Here is a 20,373-nt window from a genome sequence, read left to right on the forward strand (position 1 = left end):
TACTTCTAATTTTTTGAAAAAATTAATAGAAATTATCGGAAATACCGTACCCATTCCTTTAGTTTTTTTTACAATATTTGGACTTATTTTTTTCATGTAATAAAATAAATATTTATCTAAAATTATTTCATTATTTGCTTCAATTGAAGTTATTTGCTGGTTAAATCATGAATCTTGATTGATTATACCTACATTACCAATAGTTGCTGTTGATGAAAATAAAACTGTACCTTTTCTTTTTATCATTTTTAAATCTTTTGATATAAAACGCTTAATTTTCATATCAATAAGATCTCCCGGTCCATAAAAAGGAATTTCTTTTTTTCAAAGCAAATTATTTTTTGTACTAGGTGTTCGTCCGTTTTGAATTTTCGCTACTTCCCCTAGTTTATAAATTGCCATTATTACACCTCTTTTATATAAAAATATAAAATAAATTATACAATTTTTTAATTGATTTTATAAAATAAAGAATAAAAAAAATTAAAATTTTTCTAAAAAACTAAATTATTAATGGCAATTTATAAACTTGGGGAAATAGGAAGATTCAGAGGTGGTTTTTCTAGTTTAAATAAAAATTTATATGATTCAGGTGTAGATTTTATAAATTATTTAGATGTTTTTAAAAATCCTTATATTGATGAAAATATTTATTTAAGAAAATATAATGCAAATGAAAATGAAATAAAAAAATTTTCTGTAAATTATGGTGATGCAATATTTACAGCTAGTTCTGAAATAAAAAATGAAATTGCTCTTTCTTCGATATATTTAAATAACAAACCTAATATTGTTAATGGTTTTTGCAAAATATACAAATATGATCAAAGTATTTTATTACCAAAATTTGCATCATATTTGTTTAGAAGTAAAGAATTTAGAAAAGAAGTTATAAGATATGCTACAGGATTTACAAGGTATAACATTTCAATCCTTTCTTTAGAACAAATTAAAATAGATATTCCGCCATTAGAAACTCAAAAATCAATAATAGATATTATCGAAACACATGAAGAATTATTTTTAAAACATAACAAACTTGTTAGAATAAATAATTTAGAAAATACAAAAAAAGATATTCAAAATTTAATAGATATTATAGAACCGTTAGAAAAAGAAAAAAAATTAGTGAATAAGCAAAAAGCGTTGTTTAAAAAGTTTAAAAATCAACATTTTCATCATTTATTCGAATCAATTGATAAAAAATTAAAAATATTTCAAACTTATATACTTGATGAAATTTTAACATTTGAATCTGGTGATTCTAAAATGAATTTTAAATGAGTAAAAGAAAACAAAGGAATATATCCTTTTTATTCTTCTAAAACAATTGATGAAAAACCTATAGCTTTTATAAATACTTATAATTATGATGGAGAATTTATTACTGTTTCTGGTTCGGGCGAAAAATGCGGAAAAGTTTTTTATAGAAAAAATAAATTTTCTATAATGCAAAGAGTTTGATTAATAAAAAATAATCAAAATATAGTATTAAACAAATATTTATATTACATATTAAAAAGCAAAGAAAATGAGTTAAATGTGCTTGGGAGAAAAAGCACAGCCCAACCAAATATAAATAAAACAGATTTACAGAATTTCACCATCAACATCCCACCTTTAAAACTTCAAAATTCATTAATAAGCATTATTTCCATTTAAAATTTTTTTTAATTTTTAATTTTATAAAATTTATTTTTAAAAATAAAAATAAAAAATTTAAACAAGGAAAGGAAAAATGAAAGAATTAATTAATATTGAAAAAGTTTTAAAATTATTTTTAAATACAAAACAAAATGAACAAACGAGAAAAACATACGAGTCATTTTTAACAAGAATTATAGGTTTAGAAAAATTCACAATTAAAAGGATCAATAAATATATTGATTCATTAAATGTAAGAAGCAATACTAAGTTATTATATTCAAGAGCGGTTAAAAGCTTTTTAAGATGATGTAATAAAAATCAAAAGCAAAGCTTTAATGTTGAATTATTAAATTCTTATAATAATGATTCACGAGAAAAAAGAATTTTTAGCGAAAAAGAAATAGAGATTTTAACTACTGAATTAAAAGCTTATGGTGATTTAATTTTAGAATTTTATTTTTGAATGGTTTATGAAAATGCTGCTAGAATAAATGAGGTTATAAATGCTGATTTTAATAGTTTAAATGCTGATTTTTTTACCACAACTAAAGTTTTAAAAACTAAAAATAAACAATCTAAAAGAGTAATTGGTATACCAGAATATTTAGTTGATATATTTTTAAGTATTAATTTTTCAAATTTAAAAATCTCTAATTCTTCACTTAATTCAAGAATGAGTAGATTTTATGTTTTTTTAGCAAAAAAACATCCTAATAAATTTAAAAAGCATGATATTAATTTTCAAACTTTAAGAACCAATAAAATTACCCATTGAGCATATTTAGGTTATAATTCAACACAAATAGCAAATATAACTGGACATATTAAAACTCAAACTTTAGATGAAAATTATATAATCAAAAATAAAATGCAAGCTGAATATGATTTAAAACTTTTGATGTTAGAAAAAGAAAAAGCAAATACTTTAGCAGACACCAAAACATTAAAATATTTAGTTGATAATTTTAATAAAAAAGAAAAATATTTTCAAAATAAAATTCAAAAAATAAAATATGATAATAAAGCTTTAAAAAATGAAGTTAAAAAATTAACTTTTTTACTTAAAAAACATAATATTGAATTTAGTTAAAAAACAATAAAAAAAATAATAAACAAATTTGAGCCTATCAAACAAAAGTTTGCTAGGTTTTTTGTTTATTAAATTTTCTAAATTTTGTTACAAAAATTTCAGTTTCAAAAAAATAAATAAAATCAAAAACTAAAATTGCTAATAACTAGTGATATATTAAAATAATATGAGTTTTCATTATATAAATCTACTCATCAAAAAATTAATCATATTGTAATTAAAAATAAAATGAATAAAATTAAATAAAAAACATGAACTATGTTTTTATTTCTTGTTTTTTTACACATATCTTGATGATATCTTGGATCTTTTATAAAATGTAATTTAATTTTTTTATAAGCTCTAGTTTTAAAAAGATATACTCAAAATATTAAAATTAAAATTGTAAATGCAACTAAATTATAAATTATTAAACTTTCAGTTTTAATTTTATTATCAAAATAAAAATAAAAACTTTCGATTATTATCCCTATAGTTGAAAGGATAAATAAAAATAAAAAAAGATAAGAAATATTTTTTAAAAAATTATTGTTTTTCATCTGCATTTTGTTTTTCAAAAATTTTAGTATTTTCAATATCTAAAATATCTTTTATTTCTTTTTCAGTAAGTGTTTTATCTAAAAAAATTATTGAACCATTATTTAAAACATAAGGATTTTTTTCTTGTCTTTGTTTTTCAAATTCAATTTCAAATTCTTTTTGTTTAATAAAGTTATCTACCATTTCTTGAGGTCAATCTTCTTGATAAACGAATACTTCCCCATTAGATAATACATGTTCTAGATAAACGATTTTCATTGCATTTCTATTATTGAATAAATCATAAAGCGCTCTATCACTGCTATCATTTATAAATACTTCAAATTTTTTAGTTGTCTCTTCAGTGAAGATTTGGTATGGATTTTTTTGTGAATATTGAACTAAATTAGATGAAGATCTTAAACGATCAACAACATCAATATGATCTTGTCATTTATTATCTAAGGCTGTTAGAATAATTCTTCTTTCATCTAAAATATAACTTTCAGGCCCTAAATTTTTAATTAAATTAACTCTTAAATTATTAAAGTAAATATTTTTTAGTTTTGTAGATAAATATTCAATCAACTCTTCATGATGAAATTGTTCTATTTCTTTTTTTGTAAATGTCTCTTTAGAAATAGAAGAGAAGTTAATGTTTAAATATTCTTCTAAATTAATATAATTAACTTCGTTATTTGCTAACGCAATATGTTCTAATGATAAAATATTTTTTATACTTCTTTCAATTATTTTATTAATAAAAAGATCTAAATTATCACTATGTAAAATTAAATCACGATGAGCATAAACTAAATCTCTTTGTTGTCTGATAACATCATCATAACTTAAAACATTTTTTCTATTATCATAGTTTGAACCTTCAATTTTCTTTTGTGCGCGTTCAAAAAATCTATGAATAGATTTACCTTTTATTGGGTTTGAATCGTTTGTTGCAAAAGTTTCTTTTATAACTTCAAAGTTAGAAAATCTTGTCATTAAAAGATCTTCAATTGATAAAAAGAATTTAGTATAACCTACATCCCCTTGTCTTCCACTTCTTCCTTTAAGTTGATTATCAATTCTTCTTGATTCAGATTTATTAATCCCTAAAACATAAAGTCCACCTTTAGCTAAAGCTTCTGGCGAAGGTTTTATATCTGTCCCTCTCCCCGCCATATTAGTAGCTATAGTTACAGCATATTCTTGTCCTGCTCTTGCTACTATTTCAGCTTCTGATTGATTTTGTTTAGCATTTAAAACTGTATGTGGAATATTTTCTCTTTGTAAAATATCATGTAAGTATTCAGATTCATCAATTTGTGATGTTCCTATTAAAATTGGTTGACCAATTTTATGAACTCTTTTAATTTCTTCAACAACTGCATCAAATTTTGCTTTCATTGAGCCGAAAATTAAATCTTTATCATCATTTCTAATAATTGGCTTATTAGTATCAATTACATTAACTCTAGTGTTATAAATATCAATAAATTCTTGTTCCTCAGTTTTAGCTGTTCCTGTCATTCCTGATAGTTTTTTAAACATTCTAAAAAGATTTTGATATGTGATAGTTGCTAATGTTTTAGTTTCAGGTTCAATTTCAATATTCTCTTTAGTTTGGATAGCTTGTTGTAATCCTTCAGAATAGGCTCTTCCTTCCATAATCCTTCCAGTAAAACTATCTACTAATTCAATTTTTTCATCCCTGACAATATATTCAACATCTTTTTTCATAATTTTATGAGCTCTTAAAGAATTTTGAATTCGATGTACCATTTCAGAATTTTTAATTTCATAAAGATTATTAAATTTAAAATATTTATTAGCTTTATCAATTCCACTATCTGTAAGTTTTATCGCTTGCAGTTCATGATCAATAAAATAATCATCAGGTTTTAGTGTTCTTACAAATAAATCAGCGGCAACATAAAGATTAGAATTATGTTTTTGACCTCCTGAAATAATAAGCGGTGTTTTAGCTTCGTCAATTAAAATTGAATCAACCTCATCGATTAAAATGTAATTAAGACCTCTTTGAACTTTTTCAGCTTTATCAGTGACCATGTTATCTCTTAGATAGTCAAAACCAATTTCTGAGTGGATTGAATAAGTAATATCACAAGCATAAGCAATTCTTTTAGAATCTGTATCTAATTGCGCTTTATTAACTCCAACAGATAACCCCATTCAACGATGAACTTGTCCAACTTCTTCGGCATCACGTTCAGAAAGATATTCATTAACAGTAGAAACAATTACCCCTTTTTCTTCTAGGGCATTAAGATAAACAGGAGCAATAGAAGTAAGAGTTTTTCCTTCCCCTGTTTTCATTTCTGCTATTGAGCCCATATCAAGAATTAAACCACCTATTATTTGCACATCATAGGGCATTTTTTTTAAAACTCTAAAAGTTGCTTCTCTAATTGCTGCAAAAACATCTACTCTAATTTGCTCAAGAGTTTTACCTTGAGCTAATTTTTCTTTAAATTCTTTAGTTTTATTTTGTAATTCTAAATCACTTATTTTAGAATAATAATCTTTTAAATTATTAATTTCTTTTAATAATTTAGTAGCTATTTTTAATTCAGCAGATTTAAAAAAGTCTTTTTTTAAATTATTAAGTTTCATATATTCACTTTCTATATATAAATAAAAAAAGACTCAGCGAGTCTTTATTTATATATTTTATTAGTTTGATATAAAATAAGAACTCTAAATTAATAATGTTTATTTAGAATTATATTTTGCTAATATTTTGATAACTTTTTTATTAATAATTGGAATTTGTAGTTGAGCTTTAGAAACAATATTTTCTAAATCTTTAAGAGGTAATTTGTAAAATTTAGCCAATTTATCATATTCTTCTTTATAGTCATCTTCTGTTGCTTCTAAATTTTCTGCTTTTGATAAAGCGATAAAAATAAAACTTTCTTTTAAATTATGAATTGCATCGGCTTCATATTGTTTATCTAATGTTTCTCTATTTGATCCAGTTATTTTGTAAAATTCTTTTAGTGTAAATCCTTGTTGTTTAATGTTTTTTTCAAAAGTTCTAAAGATTCTTTCAATTTCATCTTTAACTAAAACATTTGAAACGATGATATTAGATTTATCCATTATTTCATGAAATGCATTTACTTTAAAACTAGATAATGTTTTTTCTTCGTTTTCCCTAACTAATAAATCTTTGTAATATACTTGTAATTCACTTACATTATTAACATTTTCAATTTTTAAATCTTTAACAAATTCATCATTTAATTCAAGTTTGTCACGAGATTGTATTTTATTAACTTTAACTTTGAAAACAACATTTTGTCCAGCTAATTTTGGTGAGTGATATTTTTCTGGGAAAGTAACATTTAAATCTTTAGTTTCATCTTTTTTTAATCCGATCATTCCTTCTTCAAAACCTGGAATAAATTGTTTAGAACCTATAAGTAAATCAAAATCAGTAGCAGTTCCTCCATCAAATTCTTCCCCATTTAATTTACCTTCAAAATCAAAAGTTACTAAATCACCCTCTTGAATTGGGCCATCAACTTCTTTTAATGAACCTCTATCTTTTAATAATTTATCAATTGCTTCATTTACGTCTTTTTCGCTTATTTCTATTAGTTCGTATTTTGCGTCTAATTTTTTATAATTTGGTAATTCAAATTTTGGAAATGTAGGAAAAATTCCTGTAATTTTTAATTTTGTATCATCAACTTCTATAATTTCAAATGATTGAGAATTTCCAACTACATCATCTTTTTCTTCGATTGAATTTCTCATTTCATCAATTATTTCTTTTTCGCTTTTTTCAAGAGCTAATTGTAAATATTTAGAAGGGGATATTAATTTTTCAGCTTTATTTTTAGGTACTTTGCCTTTTCTAAAGCCTGGAAGTTTTACTTCTTTCATTAATTGTTCTTTTGCTTTGTTAATAGCTTGAGTTCATTTTTCACTATTATATTCTAGTGTTATCTTAAGTTCAGATTTTTCACTTATCAATTCTTTTGTTAACATATTTCTCCTTAGTATTGTTTATAAATAATTTTAAAATTATAAAACTTTTTTTAATTTTCCAATAAAACTTCAAGTTTTATTACCTTATTTTTTTTATTTTCAATAACTTTGAAAATAGCATTTTGCTCTTTATATATAAATTTTAAATTCATTTTTTTATTAGAAACATTTTCTAAATATTTACCAATAGTTTCTTTATTCACTGGTATTTCTATTCCTAATACTTTATTTATTTTATCAATTTTAGTTGAAAAATTAACAATAATTTTATTGCTGTCAATAATATAAATATCATTTTCATCTCTAAAATCATGCTCGTCATATATTTCACCTACAAGCTCTTCAATAATATCTTCAAAAGTAAGAACACCAATAATATTTTTATCTTCATTATTTTTAGTTACAAAAGCAAATTGACTTTGGTGTTCTTTTAATTTAATTAATGCATTTTTTAATAACGAATTAGAAGATATTGTTGGGACTTTTACAATAAATTTGTCAATATCAAATTCAGCATCATTTTTTAAATTAAAAATATCTTTTAATAAAATAATACCTAAAAATTTTCGGTTTTTTTCAATAGGAATTCTTGAAAATCCTGTTTCAAAAAATATATTTTTAATTTTCTCTAAATCATCCTTATAGTTAATTGAAACTGTTTTTTTAAGTCTTGTATAATGTTTACTTACTTTTAATGAATCAAAATCTAGAGCTCTTTTTGTTAAAATAGATTCTTCTTTTTCTAAAACCCCTTCTTCACTAGCAATATCAATAATATGTCTAAGTTCACTTTCAGTGTTAGTAATTGGATTTTCTTTAGAAATTTTTGAAATCAAAAATGTTAAAGGTCAAAATAAATAATAAAAAAAGTAAAAAATTCATCATGTATTTTTTAAAAATGCTAACGGGAATTTTCTGGCTATAATTTTTGGAATAATTTCCCCAATTAAAACGATAATAGGCGTCATAATTATCGTAGAGATAATTATTTCAAGATTACTATCTAAACTAAAAATTGCAATCAAAGCACTCATAACTGCTGTAGCTGCTATATTTACTATATTATTTATTAACAAAATAGTTGATAAAGTGGCTGAAAATTTTTTGTTCATTTCTAAAATTTTATTTTTCTTAAAATTATTTTTATCTTTAAAATAATCTTGAATTTTAGCTTGATTCACTGATAAAAAAGATGTTTCTGTAGCTGAAGATAACGCTGATAAAATTGTAAAAATGAATATTATTATAGAAAAAACTATTATTTTAATTTCCATTATAAGTTCCTATTCTTCAAAAAAATACCCAATTTTGGGATCAAATTTTAAAATTATTTCTCCTGTAGCCCCATTACGATGTTTAGCTATAATTAAATTAGTATCTTGGATTTCATTTTTAGGTTCATTTTTCACATAATAATTTGGACGATGTAAAAACGTTACTATATCAGCATCTTGCTCTATTGCTCCCGATTCTCTTAAATCTGACATTAAAGGAATTTTATCCTGCCTTTCTTCAACTTTTCTTGATAATTGTGATAGCGCTATTAATGGGCAATTGATTTCTCTCGCTAATTGCTTTAATTTTCTTGAAATTTTTGCAACTTCTACTTGTCTATTAGCTCCTGAAGAAGCCAAATCAATTAATTGTAAATAGTCTACTATTATTAAATCAATTTTTTTTATTCTGTTTTGCAATTTTTTTACTTTTCAAACAAGTTCATGTAATTTAAGACCACCAGAATCATCTATATACAATTTATAATCGTTAATTGTTTTAATATTATCATTAATATTAATTCAATCACTATTTTCTAATAAATTAGGTTTTTTAAATAAATAACCTTCAATTCCGGTTTTTGCAGATAATATTCTAGTTACTAATTGATTAGCGTCCATTTCTAATGAAAAAAAGGCACAAACTTTGCCATTTTCTACAGCTGTTCTAGCTAAATTTAATGCTAGAGCTGTTTTCCCCATTGAAGGTCTAGCTGCTAAAATAATCAAATCTCCATTTTGAAGACCAGATGTTATTTGATCTAAAGAGTTAAATCCTGTTGAAATTCCTTTTAGATCTTTTTGCGATTTTCTTGCTATTAAATCATTTAAAATCTCATCAGTGATTTTTTGCATTTCTTGAAAATCTTTTAATTCAACTCCGCGTGAAATTTCAATTAATTTAGCTTCAAAACTATTTAAAATATCATCAGCTTCAGCATTTTCATTTTTTGTAATTTCTTTATTAGCAAAATCAATTGCCACTTTAGCTTTTCTTAATTTAGATTTTTGAACAAGTGAATTAATTATATCTTTAAGTGTTGAATAAAAAGGTGTATCAGCTAAATAACTAGTAAGATCACTTGTTCTAAGAGCATAATTGCCATTAATATTTTCACTAATTCAATTAAGAATACTAATGACATCAATTTCTTTTGAAGCAAAAAATAGTTCACTCATTGCTTCGAAAATGATTTTATTTTTTGCTCAATAAAAATCTTCTTTTTCAATAAAAGGAATAATTTTATTGTGATCTTCTTTATTTAAAAGTAAATAACCGATGATCGAATTTTCAACATCTTCAGCTAAAAATAATTTCCTAGACATCTTCTTTTATAACCTTTATTCTAAGATGTGCAGTTACATTTTTATGTAATTTTATATTTAAAGATCTAAGACCAAATTCATTAATATGTACATGTTCTTCTAATGAATGTTTTGGTAATTTTATTTCTAATTCATCTAGTTTTTTTAAAATTTTTTTTGATGTTATTGAATTATGTGGTACATCATTATGTGCTTTTAATTTAAATTCAATGATTGTTGCATTAATTTTGTTAGCTAATTCTTTAGCTTTGGTTAATTCATTTTCTTGCTCTATTTTTTCTTTTTCAACTCTTTTTTCTAACAACATTGTTGTTGCTTTATTAACTGGTAATGCATAACCCTTTTTAATTAAAAAGTTTTTAGCGTATCCATCTGATACATCCACTATTTGATTTAATTTGTATTCTTTATTAAATTCTTTGATTATTATTACTTTCATTATTCACACTCACTATCGCTTGTCTTATATTATCAACAAAAACTTCTAATGTCTCATTAGTGCTTTCTGCTGCAGAAGCGGCAAAATGACCGCCTCCGCCAACTCTTTCTGCAATAATTTGAACATTGGTATTTCCATAGCTTCTTGCTGACATTTTAAATTTTTCACTATTTTTTACTTTTGCTACTACAATAGCAGCTTTTCTACCTTGAACATTTAACATAAAATCAGCTGCCATTGATATTACATCAATATCAGCTTCATATTTAGAATATGCTAGTAAATATCCTGGTTTTACTTCTTCATATTTTGCAATTAATTTATTTATAACTGCAAAAATTTCTTCACTATATTTTAACGTTTCAATTGATATTTTACTTTGCGCTCCATAATTAATTAAAAACGAAGCTGCTTCAAATGTTTTAGTTGAAGTGGATTTTGAAAACTGTTTAGTATCCATATAAATTCCATTTAATAACATTTGAGCCACAAAACTATCAATATATTTAACTTCAGAAGTTGTATATAAATTAATAATATTGGTTACAATTTCTGAAGTTGATGATGTTGTTGTATCGATGTATTCATTACCTCCAGCAATAAATTCTAATTTTTGTTCACCAATTCGGTGGTGATCAAAAATAAAAACATTTTCTGGTTTTGTTTTGTTGAATGCTTCTTCATTTTCAATTCTAGTTTTATCAGCTGTATCAACTATTATAACCATAGTATTTTCATCGGTTATTTTTTTAGCTTGTGATGGCTTGATAAAATACTTTTCACTAATATATTCTTTGTTATTTTTGATAAATAATTCTGTAGTTTTATCAAAAGTTGTATTTTGAATATAAAACTTTTTTTCTAAATTATATTTATGTTTTAAATAATTAACTAAAAAAGTTCCCAAACCAAAAGCAGAACCTAGCGCATCTAAATCTGAAAATTTATGCCCATATATTATAATATTTTTTATTTCAGGTTTTTTTAAAACATTAAGTAATATTCTAGTTACATAATTTAATTCACTTCTACTAATTGAAGGTTCTATTTCCATGTTAGAACCATAAACCATTGGTTTATCACCATATTTGAATACAGTAACTTGATTCCCACCACGAGTTTTAGAAAATAATAGTGCATCTTTTGCTAGTTGATTAAGTTGTAAAATTTCATTAGTTCCATATGAAAAGCCGATTGAAAAAGTTATTGGTTGATTAGAAAATTTATAATTTGATAATTTAGTTTCAATTTCTTTAAAAGCAATAAAATTTTTAGCTCTAAATTTTGAAAAATTTTCATAATTAGTAATAATTAAAAATTTCCCATTAGAATATTGTTTATATGAAAAATTCATTTTATTTGAAATTTCATCAAGTAAATTTATTGCTGTTATTTGATATTTAAAAAAATCTTCTTGAACCATAATAGTAGATAATAAATAATAATTATCAATTTCAAGTTCACCAATTACAATTTTTTCATTGATATAGCTTTTTAAAATATTTTCCAAAATAGTTATATCACTTACTGTGATGATGTTTTGAGCGCTATATTTTTTAATTCTATATTCAAAACCTAAATGCTCGTATTCTCATTCATAATTTATGATATTTTGTTCATCATTAGTTTTCTTATCGCTAAATAAAAAATCAATATTTTTACCAATGATTTTTTCGCCAAACCTTTTTTTTATAAAAGATGAAATTCAAATTATTTTACCGTTAGCTGAATAAAAAATTAAACCTAAATTATTTTCTTCAATTATATTATTAATGTATTTATATATTGAAGAATTTATAATATTTGATCTATTTAAAAAGAATTTAATTGTTTTTATAAAAAAATAATTTAAAATTACAAAATCTAAAAAAATTAAAAAATAAATAAATCAAATGTTTATGTTTGGGCTAAATAAAATTAAAAGTAATGATACTATTAAAAATAAAATTCCAAGAGTTACCAAAGCAACGGTTAAGTTAAAAAACTTATATCTAAATTTCATAATCTAAATTATAAACAAAAGTATTATTTTTTTATTAAACAATTTTTAAAAATAAATTAAATTTAATTAAAAAAATAATTTTGTGTTAAAATTAATATGCTTATTTTGAATTTTAAATAAAAAAAATAATTATTACTTATAAATATAATATATAAATTTATATATTATTTAGAACTAGTAAAATGAAAAGGATGGTAAAATGGCAAATATAAAATCCAAAATTAAAAGAATTAAAACAAATGAGAAATCTAGAGTAAGAAACGCAGCAATTAAATCAAGATTAAGAAAAGCAATAAAAAAAGCTAAAATAGCTGTTATTGAAAATAAAGAAAATTATAAAGAATTAGTTTTTAAAGCTCACAAAGAAGTGAACACAGCCGTTTCTAAAGGAGTTTTACATAGAAATAATGGTTCAAGAAAAATTTCTAGATTAGATTTATTTGTTAACAAAAATTCTCTCGCTAGTTCAGAAAAATAATTTAATTTTAAAAAACACAACTCTCATCATTAGTTGTGTTTTTATTTTATTTAAATTATGATTTTATTTTTTTTATATATTTGTTTAAGAATTTTTTATCAAAAAAAGATTCTGATTTATAATAAAGATCCACTATTGATGTTAATTCATGATATATTAAATTTGTTAATTTTTCAGGATATTCCATTTTTTTAATATTATTTATAAATTCATTTTTATCAATAATATTGATATTTTTCCCATGATAAACTTTAACATCTAAATCAAAATCTATATATTTTATAGTGTTACTTTCCATAAAAAATGGTGAAGCTAAATTAATATAAATATAATGTTTATTATTTTCAATTGTAATCATAATATTATAAAAATTTTTCTTATGAAAAAATCATATTGTGTCATTTTTAATATTTCACTTACGATTCTTTATTTCTTTAACTTTTGTTTTGTTATTCATATAAACAACAAAAAAATCTTTATTATTATCTAAAATTTTAGCTCCATTTCATTGTCTATATAATTTACCGTTATATTTATATGCTTGGATATTTAAATATTTTTCTAATTTATAAACTTCCATTTTGTCCTTTTTTTTATTATTGCTTATTATTGAAAAGAATCTTTAGAAAATTATTAATATAATTTACTTAGTTATCAAAAAAACATTATCTAATTTATTTAATAGTTTATTAAAACTATAAATTTATTATCATTTAATTAGATTTAAAAAATTATTTTTTTTATAAGTTTTGAAAAAGAAATAATTAAATCATTCAAATTCAAAATATACTATTAAATTTTTATAAATTTATTCATTTTTATGAATAAAATATTAATTAATAAAAATTTTTATTTTATTTTTTACTAAAATTTGTTTTAGTTAAAACATAAATAATTTTATTACATTTTTTAATAAAATAGTATCATTTATTTTATTATGAGATTAAGAAATAATTCCGATGCTTTAAATCAGTTAAAAAATAGTGGATTTTTAGTTGAAAATTTTCCCTTATTAATTGATGAAAATACTGTTATTGAAATAGGGATGGGAAAAGGTGAGATGATAACACAACTTGCGTTTAATAATCCTAATATAAAATATATTGGAGTTGAAAGATATCCTACAGCAGCATCAAGAGCAATTAAACTTGCAAAAAAATATAATTTAACAAACTTTAAAATTATTGTTTGTGATGTTAAAGATTTGCTAAATTTAATAAAAGGGAAAAATAAGCTTATTTGACTAACGTTTTCCGATCCATGGCCAAAGAAAAAACATTTTAAAAGAAGATTAACATATAAAAGCTTTTTAGAAATTTACAAAAAAATTTTAAATTTTGATGGTGTTGTAAAATTTAAAACAGACAATGATAAACTATTTGAATTTACTATTGAATCACTAAATGATTTTGGTGCTAAAATTATTAAAAAAACTAATGATTTACATAATAGTGAATATGTTGAAAATAATATTATGACAGGTTATGAAAAAAAATGAACTCTTAAAAATAAAAATATTAATTTTTTAGAGTTTAAATTTTAAAAAATATTTATAATTATGTTAAAAAAATAAAAAAGTGTAGAAAGAAAAAAATATGATTAAATTTACAAAAAAATTTTCAAACTCAAGCATTATTTTATCTGCTAAATTCAAAGAGTGCGATATTCCAGAAAATATGATTCAGGAAAAATTTGTTATAACAGAATTTTTAAATGAAAATAAAGCATATATTTATTTAGGAAAAGAAAAAGATTACAACCTAGACTTAGTTAAAGAATTAAGTCAAAAATTAAATACTCTTCAAAGAAGTTATGAGTTAGATTTAGAATCGTTTATTAATGAGACAGTTAGTGCTAAAGAATTTGTAAAAATTGTTTATGAAGCTAATTTATTTAATAAAGCTAAAATTTTTAGTTTAAAAACCACTAAAGAAAAAGAAGAAAAAAATCTAACAATTGTTTATAACAAAAAAGATGAATTAAATGATTTAATTAATGAATCCGCAACATTGATGGACGCAGTTAATTTTGCCAGAAATTTACAAACTACCCCACCAAATATTTGTAATTCTGAATGATTAGCTGACACAATAAAAGAAAAAGTATCTGAAAATAAAAAAATAAAAATTTCTATTTTAACAAAAAAAGAAATTCAAAAATTAGAAATGAATTTATTACTTTCAGTTAATAAAGGGTCAATGTTCGAACCTAGAGTTGTTGTTTTAGAATACAATGGTAATCCTGAAAATAAAACCAAAACAGTTTTAGTAGGGAAAGGAATAACTTTCGACTCTGGAGGTTATAATATTAAAACTGGAAGACATATGAATGGAATGAAATATGATATGTCAGGTTCAGCTATTGGAGCTTTAACAATTAAAGCTATAGCTGATTTAAATATTAAAGCAAATTTTTCAGCTGTTTTAGCAATTACCGATAATAGAGTTAATGGTGATGCAAACTTACCTGATGCAGTATGAAAATCTATGAATGGTAAAACTGTTGAAATTAATAATACAGACGCTGAAGGTAGATTAGTATTAGCTGATGGAATAACTTATGCAATTAGAAAATTAAATGCTACAAATGTTATTACAATCGCAACACTAACAGGAGCTATTTTATCAGCTTTAGGAAATACATTTACTGGAGTATTTTCAAACTCAGATAGCTTATGAACTAAATTAGAAGCTTCATCTAAAGTACAAAATGAATTAGTTTGAAGAATGCCTCTACATAAAGATTTTGCAAAAAATATTTCAAAATCAAATGTAGCAGATTTAAAAAACACTGATTTATCAGGACTTGGAGGTTCAATTTCAGCTGCTATGTTTTTAAAAGAATTTACTGAAAAAACTAAATTTATGCACCTTGATATAGCTGGTACAGCTGATGTAAATGAAACACCAATGGCTCCTTTAGTTAAATCTTTAGTAGAATTAGCTAAAAATATATAAAATATAGTTTTTATAAAAAAAATAATAAAAAGAGAAAAATCTAAAAAGCTTAAAACTTTTTAGATTTTTTTACTAATTAAATTTTCGTTTAAAAACTGTTTAATTTCTTTATAAATATTCAAGTTTGCACTTGGATCGGCAAATTGTAAATATATAGTAATATCAAAACCTAAATAATAAAACGTTTTTAATTCATTAATAGGTTTTATTTCATTTTTTTTTGAATGTATTCAGCAAACAAATCCACCCTTGTGAATGGCAAAATATTTAAGATTTTTATTAGAATAACACTCTAGGCATTTATCGGTTGTTTGTTTATAGCCAAAAAGTTCCAGCATTTGAAATAATAAAAAAGTTTTAGCTAAAAAATAATTGTATTTAGTGACATTTTCAATAAAAGTTTTAAAATGATTAAAAAATTTTTTTGTAGAATTAGTAGCAAATTTTAAATAGTATAAGATTTCTTCTATTTCTTTGAAAATATTAGAAAATAAATCAAAATTAATTTGTTTAAAAATATTTCCTTTTTTTAATTTAGAGATTTTATTATTTAATCTTGCTAAAAAAATTTCATACTCTCCGTAAGTAAATAAAAACAAACTAGTTCTATTTTTACTTAAAGGTTTGTTTGTACCTTGTGCTAAAAAAGTAATAATTCTATTTTCGCTAATAATCTTTACAATAGAGCTATTATCACTATAATTCATATTCGAAATAACAATGCCATTTATAACTTTAGCTGACATTTTTCTCTCAAAGCTTAAAGCGACTTTTCTCATCATCGATATGTCTAGCTCAGTCAGTGATAATATAAGTTATTTCATAAACAAAAAATTTTAAAATATCAATTGTAAAGAAAATTCAATATGTTTGAAATAAAGTGATACCATGTTCTTTAGGTTTGACTACATAAGTTAAAATAACTAATCATAAAATAGAACTAACTTCTAAAATAAAATCAATAATTGGAACAATATTAGTTCTTCCACCTGAAGAAATTAATCTCGCTGAAGTGCCATATCATATTCAAATAGGGTTAAAAAATGCTATTACTAAAACTGTCTGTTGCAATTCATAAAGATATAATTGTTTCCCATTTTGCGGTATTTTATCAGCAAAGTATGTAATATGCGGAATTACAAGAGCAAATAAAGCTAAAACAGCACCAAAAAAAACTGATAAAACAAAGTGAAAGCCTTTAAGTTCATTAGCTTGTTTTTTTGCTGTTTCAAATTCTTTTTTTCCTAAGTAACTACTTACAAATATAGCTACATTCGCCCCCAGGACACCACCTATTTGGTTAAATACAGTACTAATCGCAATAGTTAGTCCTAAAATAGAAGCTGCTCCAATTTTATATTCACTAGAGCCTATCGATCCTTCTGGATACATTAAATTATAAAAACGATCTCTAATTATTATTAAAATAATATTAATTGATAATATTGCGGCACTATGTGTTCTGACTAAAATCTTTTTTCAAACATCTTTTTTAATTCTAAAAATACTAAAAGGACTAATTAAACATTTTCTAATTTTTAAATAAACGAAAAAAGTATCGCCAAAAATTCCAAAAATTCTTGCAGCTATCGAAGCATATGCAGCTCCCTTTACTCCTAAATCTAAGATATATATAAACAAAATGTTTAAAACAATGTTTAAAAATAATGATCCAATTGAAGAAATAAACGCTTCTTTACCATATCCTGTTTCGGTAAGCAATGAACTCATTGGAGCTGTTCAAATATAAATAATTCAAGTTATAACAATCAACCTTAAATATTCAACAGATTGTTTTAATGTTAGTTCATTTATATTCTCATCAGTATAAAATACTTTTATCATTTTTTCAGGAATAACCCATGAAAAAATGGCGAAAAATATAGTAAACGAAAAAATAAAAATAACTCTTATTCTTGTCACTTGCCTTATTTTGTGATAATTAAATGTACCAAAATATTGGCCGATAAAAACACTTGTAATAATCATTACACCGGCTAAAAGCGCACTTACTATTCCTGTTCATGCATTTGCATATGATAAAGAATCTACGCCTTTAGGAATTGTTGTAACCATGAAATTATCAACAAAATTATTTAATGAGAAAAAAATACCAGTTAAAATAATTGGTAGTGAATAAAAAAAATATAATTTTCATTTTTTTTTATTTTCTGGAAAATGAATAATTATAAATTGTTTAACTTTTTTCATTAAATTCATAAGTAAAATTTTAACATTTTTTTATTTATTTTTAATAAAATAATGTATAATATAAAAGAATCTTTTTAAAACAAAAGGATTATCGAAGTTAAATACTTCATACGATAATATTTCCGATGCAAAAAGCATTATTCCATAGGTTAATTCGTTAAGAATGGTGAGCTGTTCTTAATTTTTTTTATTTAAAAAAAATAAAAAAAATGAGCTTTTGCTCATTCCCAATCAAAGCCCTGTGCTTAATATCACAGTTAGTATTTATACGACAAAATGATTGTTGCAACAGTATGATTTCTCACCTGTAATTTCATTATAACATATTTTATGTTTTAGTCAATGATTTAATGTAAAATTCTCCATCAACAATTGTCACGAAATTACAAATAAAAAAATTTTGTGAAGTGATTTTAACAAATTTCTTTTCATTAATGTAATGTCTTAAGGTATTTGCAATAAAATCGGAAGCTCTAATTAAAATGTTGCGTTCAGAATCTTGATATCATAAATTTAAACTAATTTTATCTTTTTTTAAAATGGGAAAATTAAAATTAGTTGAAAAAGTACCTGATAATTCAGCTAAAATTAAATCATTTAATTCGTAATAACCGTTTGATTTTATTGATTGATTATCAATATTAATGTTTAAAATTGAAAATAATTTATCTGATATTAGTTTTAATTTCATTAACTTTTTAACAGTATTTTTAATTAAAATTTTAATAATATAATCTTTAAATCTATTAATAGATGCTTTATCTAAAATATCAACTGAAGTAAATTTTCTAAAATCTACAATAATTGCAATTTTATAAAATTCTTTTTCTTTTAAAATTTGACTTAAGAATTTTTTATGTTTAGGTTTGACAATAGATGCTTTTATTTCTTTTGCTAAAGGATAATTATTTTTTATTTGTTTTTCATTAGTAACATAAATATTTTTAGCTTGTTGAACTTTTTCTCGCGAAAGAAAAAGATAACCAGCATAAACAAAATAATTATCTTTGCTATTCTTGTGTAAAACACCCGAATCATCTAAATAAAAATATAAACTTTGTTTTTTCTGATTATCCATTTTTTAAAATATTAATCGAATTTAATTTTAACAGAAGGTCCCATTGATGCGGAAACTGTTAGATTTAAAATGTATGCACCTTTAACAACACTTGGTTTTAATTTTTTAATAACATTAATTAAAGTCTGAGCATTTTCAACTAATGCAGGAGTTGACATTGAAGCTTTTCCAATTAATGAATGAACAATTCCAGATTTATCAGCTCTATAATTAGCTTTTCCTTTTTTAAGTTCACTAACTGCTTTTGCAGGGTTTGGAGTTACTGTTCCTGTTTTAGGATTGGGCATAAGTCCTTTTGGCCCTAATTTTTTACCATATTTTCCTAATATAACCATCATTTTTGGATCAACAACAATTACATCAAAATCAAACTTATCTGCTTTTAATGTTTCTTCTAATTCACCAGAACTATAAACTAAGTCAGCTCCAGCTTCTTTTGAAGATTTTTGAATTTCCACGTCGTCAGAAGCGACTAAAACTTTAATACTTTTTCCAGTTCCATTAGGTAAAACAATAGCTCCTCTTAATTGTTGATCTGCTTTTCTTGTGTCAAGATTTAATTTAATAGCTAAATCTATAGAAGCATCAAATTTTGCATATGAAGTTCTTTTAGCTAATTCAATAGCTTCTTCTAATGTATATAATTTTGTTTTATCAACTAAAGTTCTAGCAGCTTGAAGTCTTTTTCCAATTTTTTTCATATTATTCTTCACTTCTTTCTACTTTTTTAGTTATTACTTCAGCTTCAACAAATTCTTTATTTTCATTAGCTAATTTTTCATCTTCTTTTAATTTAGCAGCTAATTTTTCGGATTTAGCATTTTCAATCATTTTTCTTTTAGCTTCTTTTTCAGCGGCTACAATATCATCTCATCCTTCAACTAAAACACCCATATTTTTCGCTGTTCCAGCAATGATTTTCATTGCTTTGTCAATTGAATCAGTGTTTAAATCTGGTAGTTTATATTCTGCAATTTCTCTTAATTGTTCTAAAGTTAAAGTTGCAACAATTTTTGTTTTTGAATTTGATGAACCAGATTCTAATTTCGCAGCCTTTTTAATCATATATGAAGCTGGTGAAGTAAATAATTTAAAATCAAATGATTTATCTTTGTAAATTGTAATAGCTACAGGTACTGGTTCAGAACCTCTATCTCTAGTTTGGTCGTTAAATTGTCTTGTAAATTCAGGCATAACAATACCTAAACCCGCTAGAGCAGGTCCTGGTTTAGCTTGTCCTGCATTAAATTGCAATTTAGCAACACGTACTATTTCTTTTGCCATATTCGAGCATCCTTTCTTTTTAATTAAAATCTCTTAGTGGTTTAACGATTTTTC

At 23.1% G+C, this 20,373-nt stretch carries 18 protein-coding genes; 5 read left to right on the top strand and 13 right to left on the bottom strand.

Features of this window, described 5'->3' with window-relative positions; genetic code table 4:
• Positions 1–402 (bottom strand): restriction endonuclease subunit S (locus tag T403_RS0102640; RefSeq protein WP_033161281.1); only part of this gene is annotated, 402 nt, incomplete at its 3' end.
• Positions 403–513: 111 nt separating this feature from the next.
• On the opposite strand from T403_RS0102640, the gene T403_RS04255 reads away from it, so the two are divergent.
• Complete coding sequence (locus tag T403_RS04255; RefSeq protein ID WP_051619105.1) at positions 514–1,662, top strand: restriction endonuclease subunit S; 1,149 nt, start codon at positions 514–516, stop codon at positions 1,660–1,662.
• Positions 1,663–1,738: 76 nt separating this feature from the next.
• Entirely contained in the window at positions 1,739–2,737 is a 999-nt protein-coding gene (locus tag T403_RS0102650; RefSeq protein ID WP_033161282.1) for a site-specific integrase, read from the top strand.
• Between the two features lie 525 nt (positions 2,738–3,262).
• Here T403_RS0102650 and secA read toward each other — a convergent pair.
• The 6 genes from secA to T403_RS0102685 all read right to left on the bottom strand — a co-directional run bounded on the left by secA (position 3,263) and on the right by T403_RS0102685 (position 12,311).
• Positions 3,263–5,887 (bottom strand): preprotein translocase subunit SecA, encoded by a 2,625-nt coding sequence (secA, locus tag T403_RS0102660; RefSeq protein WP_033161284.1) that lies wholly within the window; start codon positions 5,885–5,887, stop codon positions 3,263–3,265.
• A gap of 99 nt (positions 5,888–5,986) precedes the next feature.
• A complete protein-coding gene (gene tig, locus T403_RS0102665; RefSeq protein ID WP_033161285.1) occupies positions 5,987–7,270 on the bottom strand; it encodes a trigger factor in 1,284 nt (427 codons plus the stop codon).
• A gap of 50 nt (positions 7,271–7,320) precedes the next feature.
• Entirely contained in the window at positions 7,321–8,544 is a 1,224-nt protein-coding gene (locus T403_RS0102670) for a CNNM domain-containing protein (RefSeq protein ID WP_033161286.1), read from the bottom strand.
• A 9-nt stretch (positions 8,545–8,553) separates the two neighbouring features.
• Positions 8,554–9,870: a replicative DNA helicase gene (gene dnaB / locus T403_RS0102675; protein WP_033161287.1), complete on the bottom strand. Its 1,317-nt coding sequence runs from the start codon at positions 9,868–9,870 to the stop codon at positions 8,554–8,556.
• Positions 9,863–10,309 (bottom strand): 50S ribosomal protein L9, encoded by a 447-nt coding sequence (gene rplI / locus T403_RS0102680; RefSeq protein WP_033161288.1) that lies wholly within the window; start codon positions 10,307–10,309, stop codon positions 9,863–9,865. Before rplI ends, dnaB begins: the two co-directional genes overlap by 8 nt.
• Complete coding sequence (locus T403_RS0102685) at positions 10,281–12,311, bottom strand: GGDEF domain-containing protein (protein ID WP_033161289.1); 2,031 nt, start codon at positions 12,309–12,311, stop codon at positions 10,281–10,283. Before T403_RS0102685 ends, rplI begins: the two co-directional genes overlap by 29 nt.
• Before the next feature lie 199 nt (positions 12,312–12,510).
• On the opposite strand from T403_RS0102685, the gene rpsT reads away from it, so the two are divergent.
• Positions 12,511–12,789, top strand: a complete 279-nt coding sequence (gene rpsT, locus T403_RS0102690) for a 30S ribosomal protein S20 (RefSeq protein WP_033161290.1) — start codon at positions 12,511–12,513, stop codon at positions 12,787–12,789.
• 55 nt (positions 12,790–12,844) lie between these two features.
• Here rpsT and T403_RS0102695 read toward each other — a convergent pair whose 3' ends face one another.
• Positions 12,845–13,369 (bottom strand): DUF402 domain-containing protein, encoded by a 525-nt coding sequence (locus T403_RS0102695; protein ID WP_033161305.1) that lies wholly within the window; start codon positions 13,367–13,369, stop codon positions 12,845–12,847.
• A gap of 357 nt (positions 13,370–13,726) precedes the next feature.
• On the opposite strand from T403_RS0102695, the gene trmB reads away from it, so the two are divergent.
• Together trmB and T403_RS0102705 are read left to right on the top strand one after the other, a co-directional pair.
• On the top strand, positions 13,727–14,332 hold the full coding sequence (gene trmB, locus T403_RS0102700) for a tRNA (guanosine(46)-N7)-methyltransferase TrmB (protein WP_033161291.1): 606 nt from the start codon (positions 13,727–13,729) through the stop codon (positions 14,330–14,332).
• 52 nt (positions 14,333–14,384) lie between these two features.
• Positions 14,385–15,746 (top strand): M17 family metallopeptidase, encoded by a 1,362-nt coding sequence (locus T403_RS0102705; protein ID WP_033161292.1) that lies wholly within the window; start codon positions 14,385–14,387, stop codon positions 15,744–15,746.
• Positions 15,747–15,805: 59 nt separating this feature from the next.
• Here the strand turns inward: T403_RS0102705 and recO are convergent, their stop codons facing one another.
• From recO to rplK, 5 genes are all read right to left on the bottom strand, one after another.
• Positions 15,806–16,528 (bottom strand): DNA repair protein RecO, encoded by a 723-nt coding sequence (gene recO, locus T403_RS04260; RefSeq protein ID WP_084273844.1) that lies wholly within the window; start codon positions 16,526–16,528, stop codon positions 15,806–15,808.
• Entirely contained in the window at positions 16,482–17,957 is a 1,476-nt protein-coding gene (locus T403_RS0102715; RefSeq protein ID WP_033161293.1) for an MATE family efflux transporter, read from the bottom strand. The genes recO and T403_RS0102715 overlap by 47 nt, the downstream gene beginning before the upstream one ends.
• 328 nt (positions 17,958–18,285) lie before the next feature.
• Entirely contained in the window at positions 18,286–19,035 is a 750-nt protein-coding gene (locus tag T403_RS0102720) for a DUF3800 domain-containing protein (protein ID WP_033161294.1), read from the bottom strand.
• Positions 19,036–19,046: 11 nt separating this feature from the next.
• Positions 19,047–19,736, bottom strand: a complete 690-nt coding sequence (gene rplA / locus T403_RS0102725; protein WP_033161295.1) for a 50S ribosomal protein L1 — start codon at positions 19,734–19,736, stop codon at positions 19,047–19,049.
• A 1-nt stretch (position 19,737) separates the two neighbouring features.
• On the bottom strand, positions 19,738–20,319 hold the full coding sequence (rplK, locus tag T403_RS0102730; RefSeq protein WP_033161296.1) for a 50S ribosomal protein L11: 582 nt from the start codon (positions 20,317–20,319) through the stop codon (positions 19,738–19,740).
• Positions 20,320–20,373: the final 54 nt, after the last annotated feature.

This window comes from Mycoplasma collis ATCC 35278, from assembly GCF_000701825.1.
GTDB classification, from domain to species: domain Bacteria; phylum Bacillota_I; class Bacilli_A; order Mycoplasmatales; family Metamycoplasmataceae; genus Mesomycoplasma_A; species Mesomycoplasma_A collis.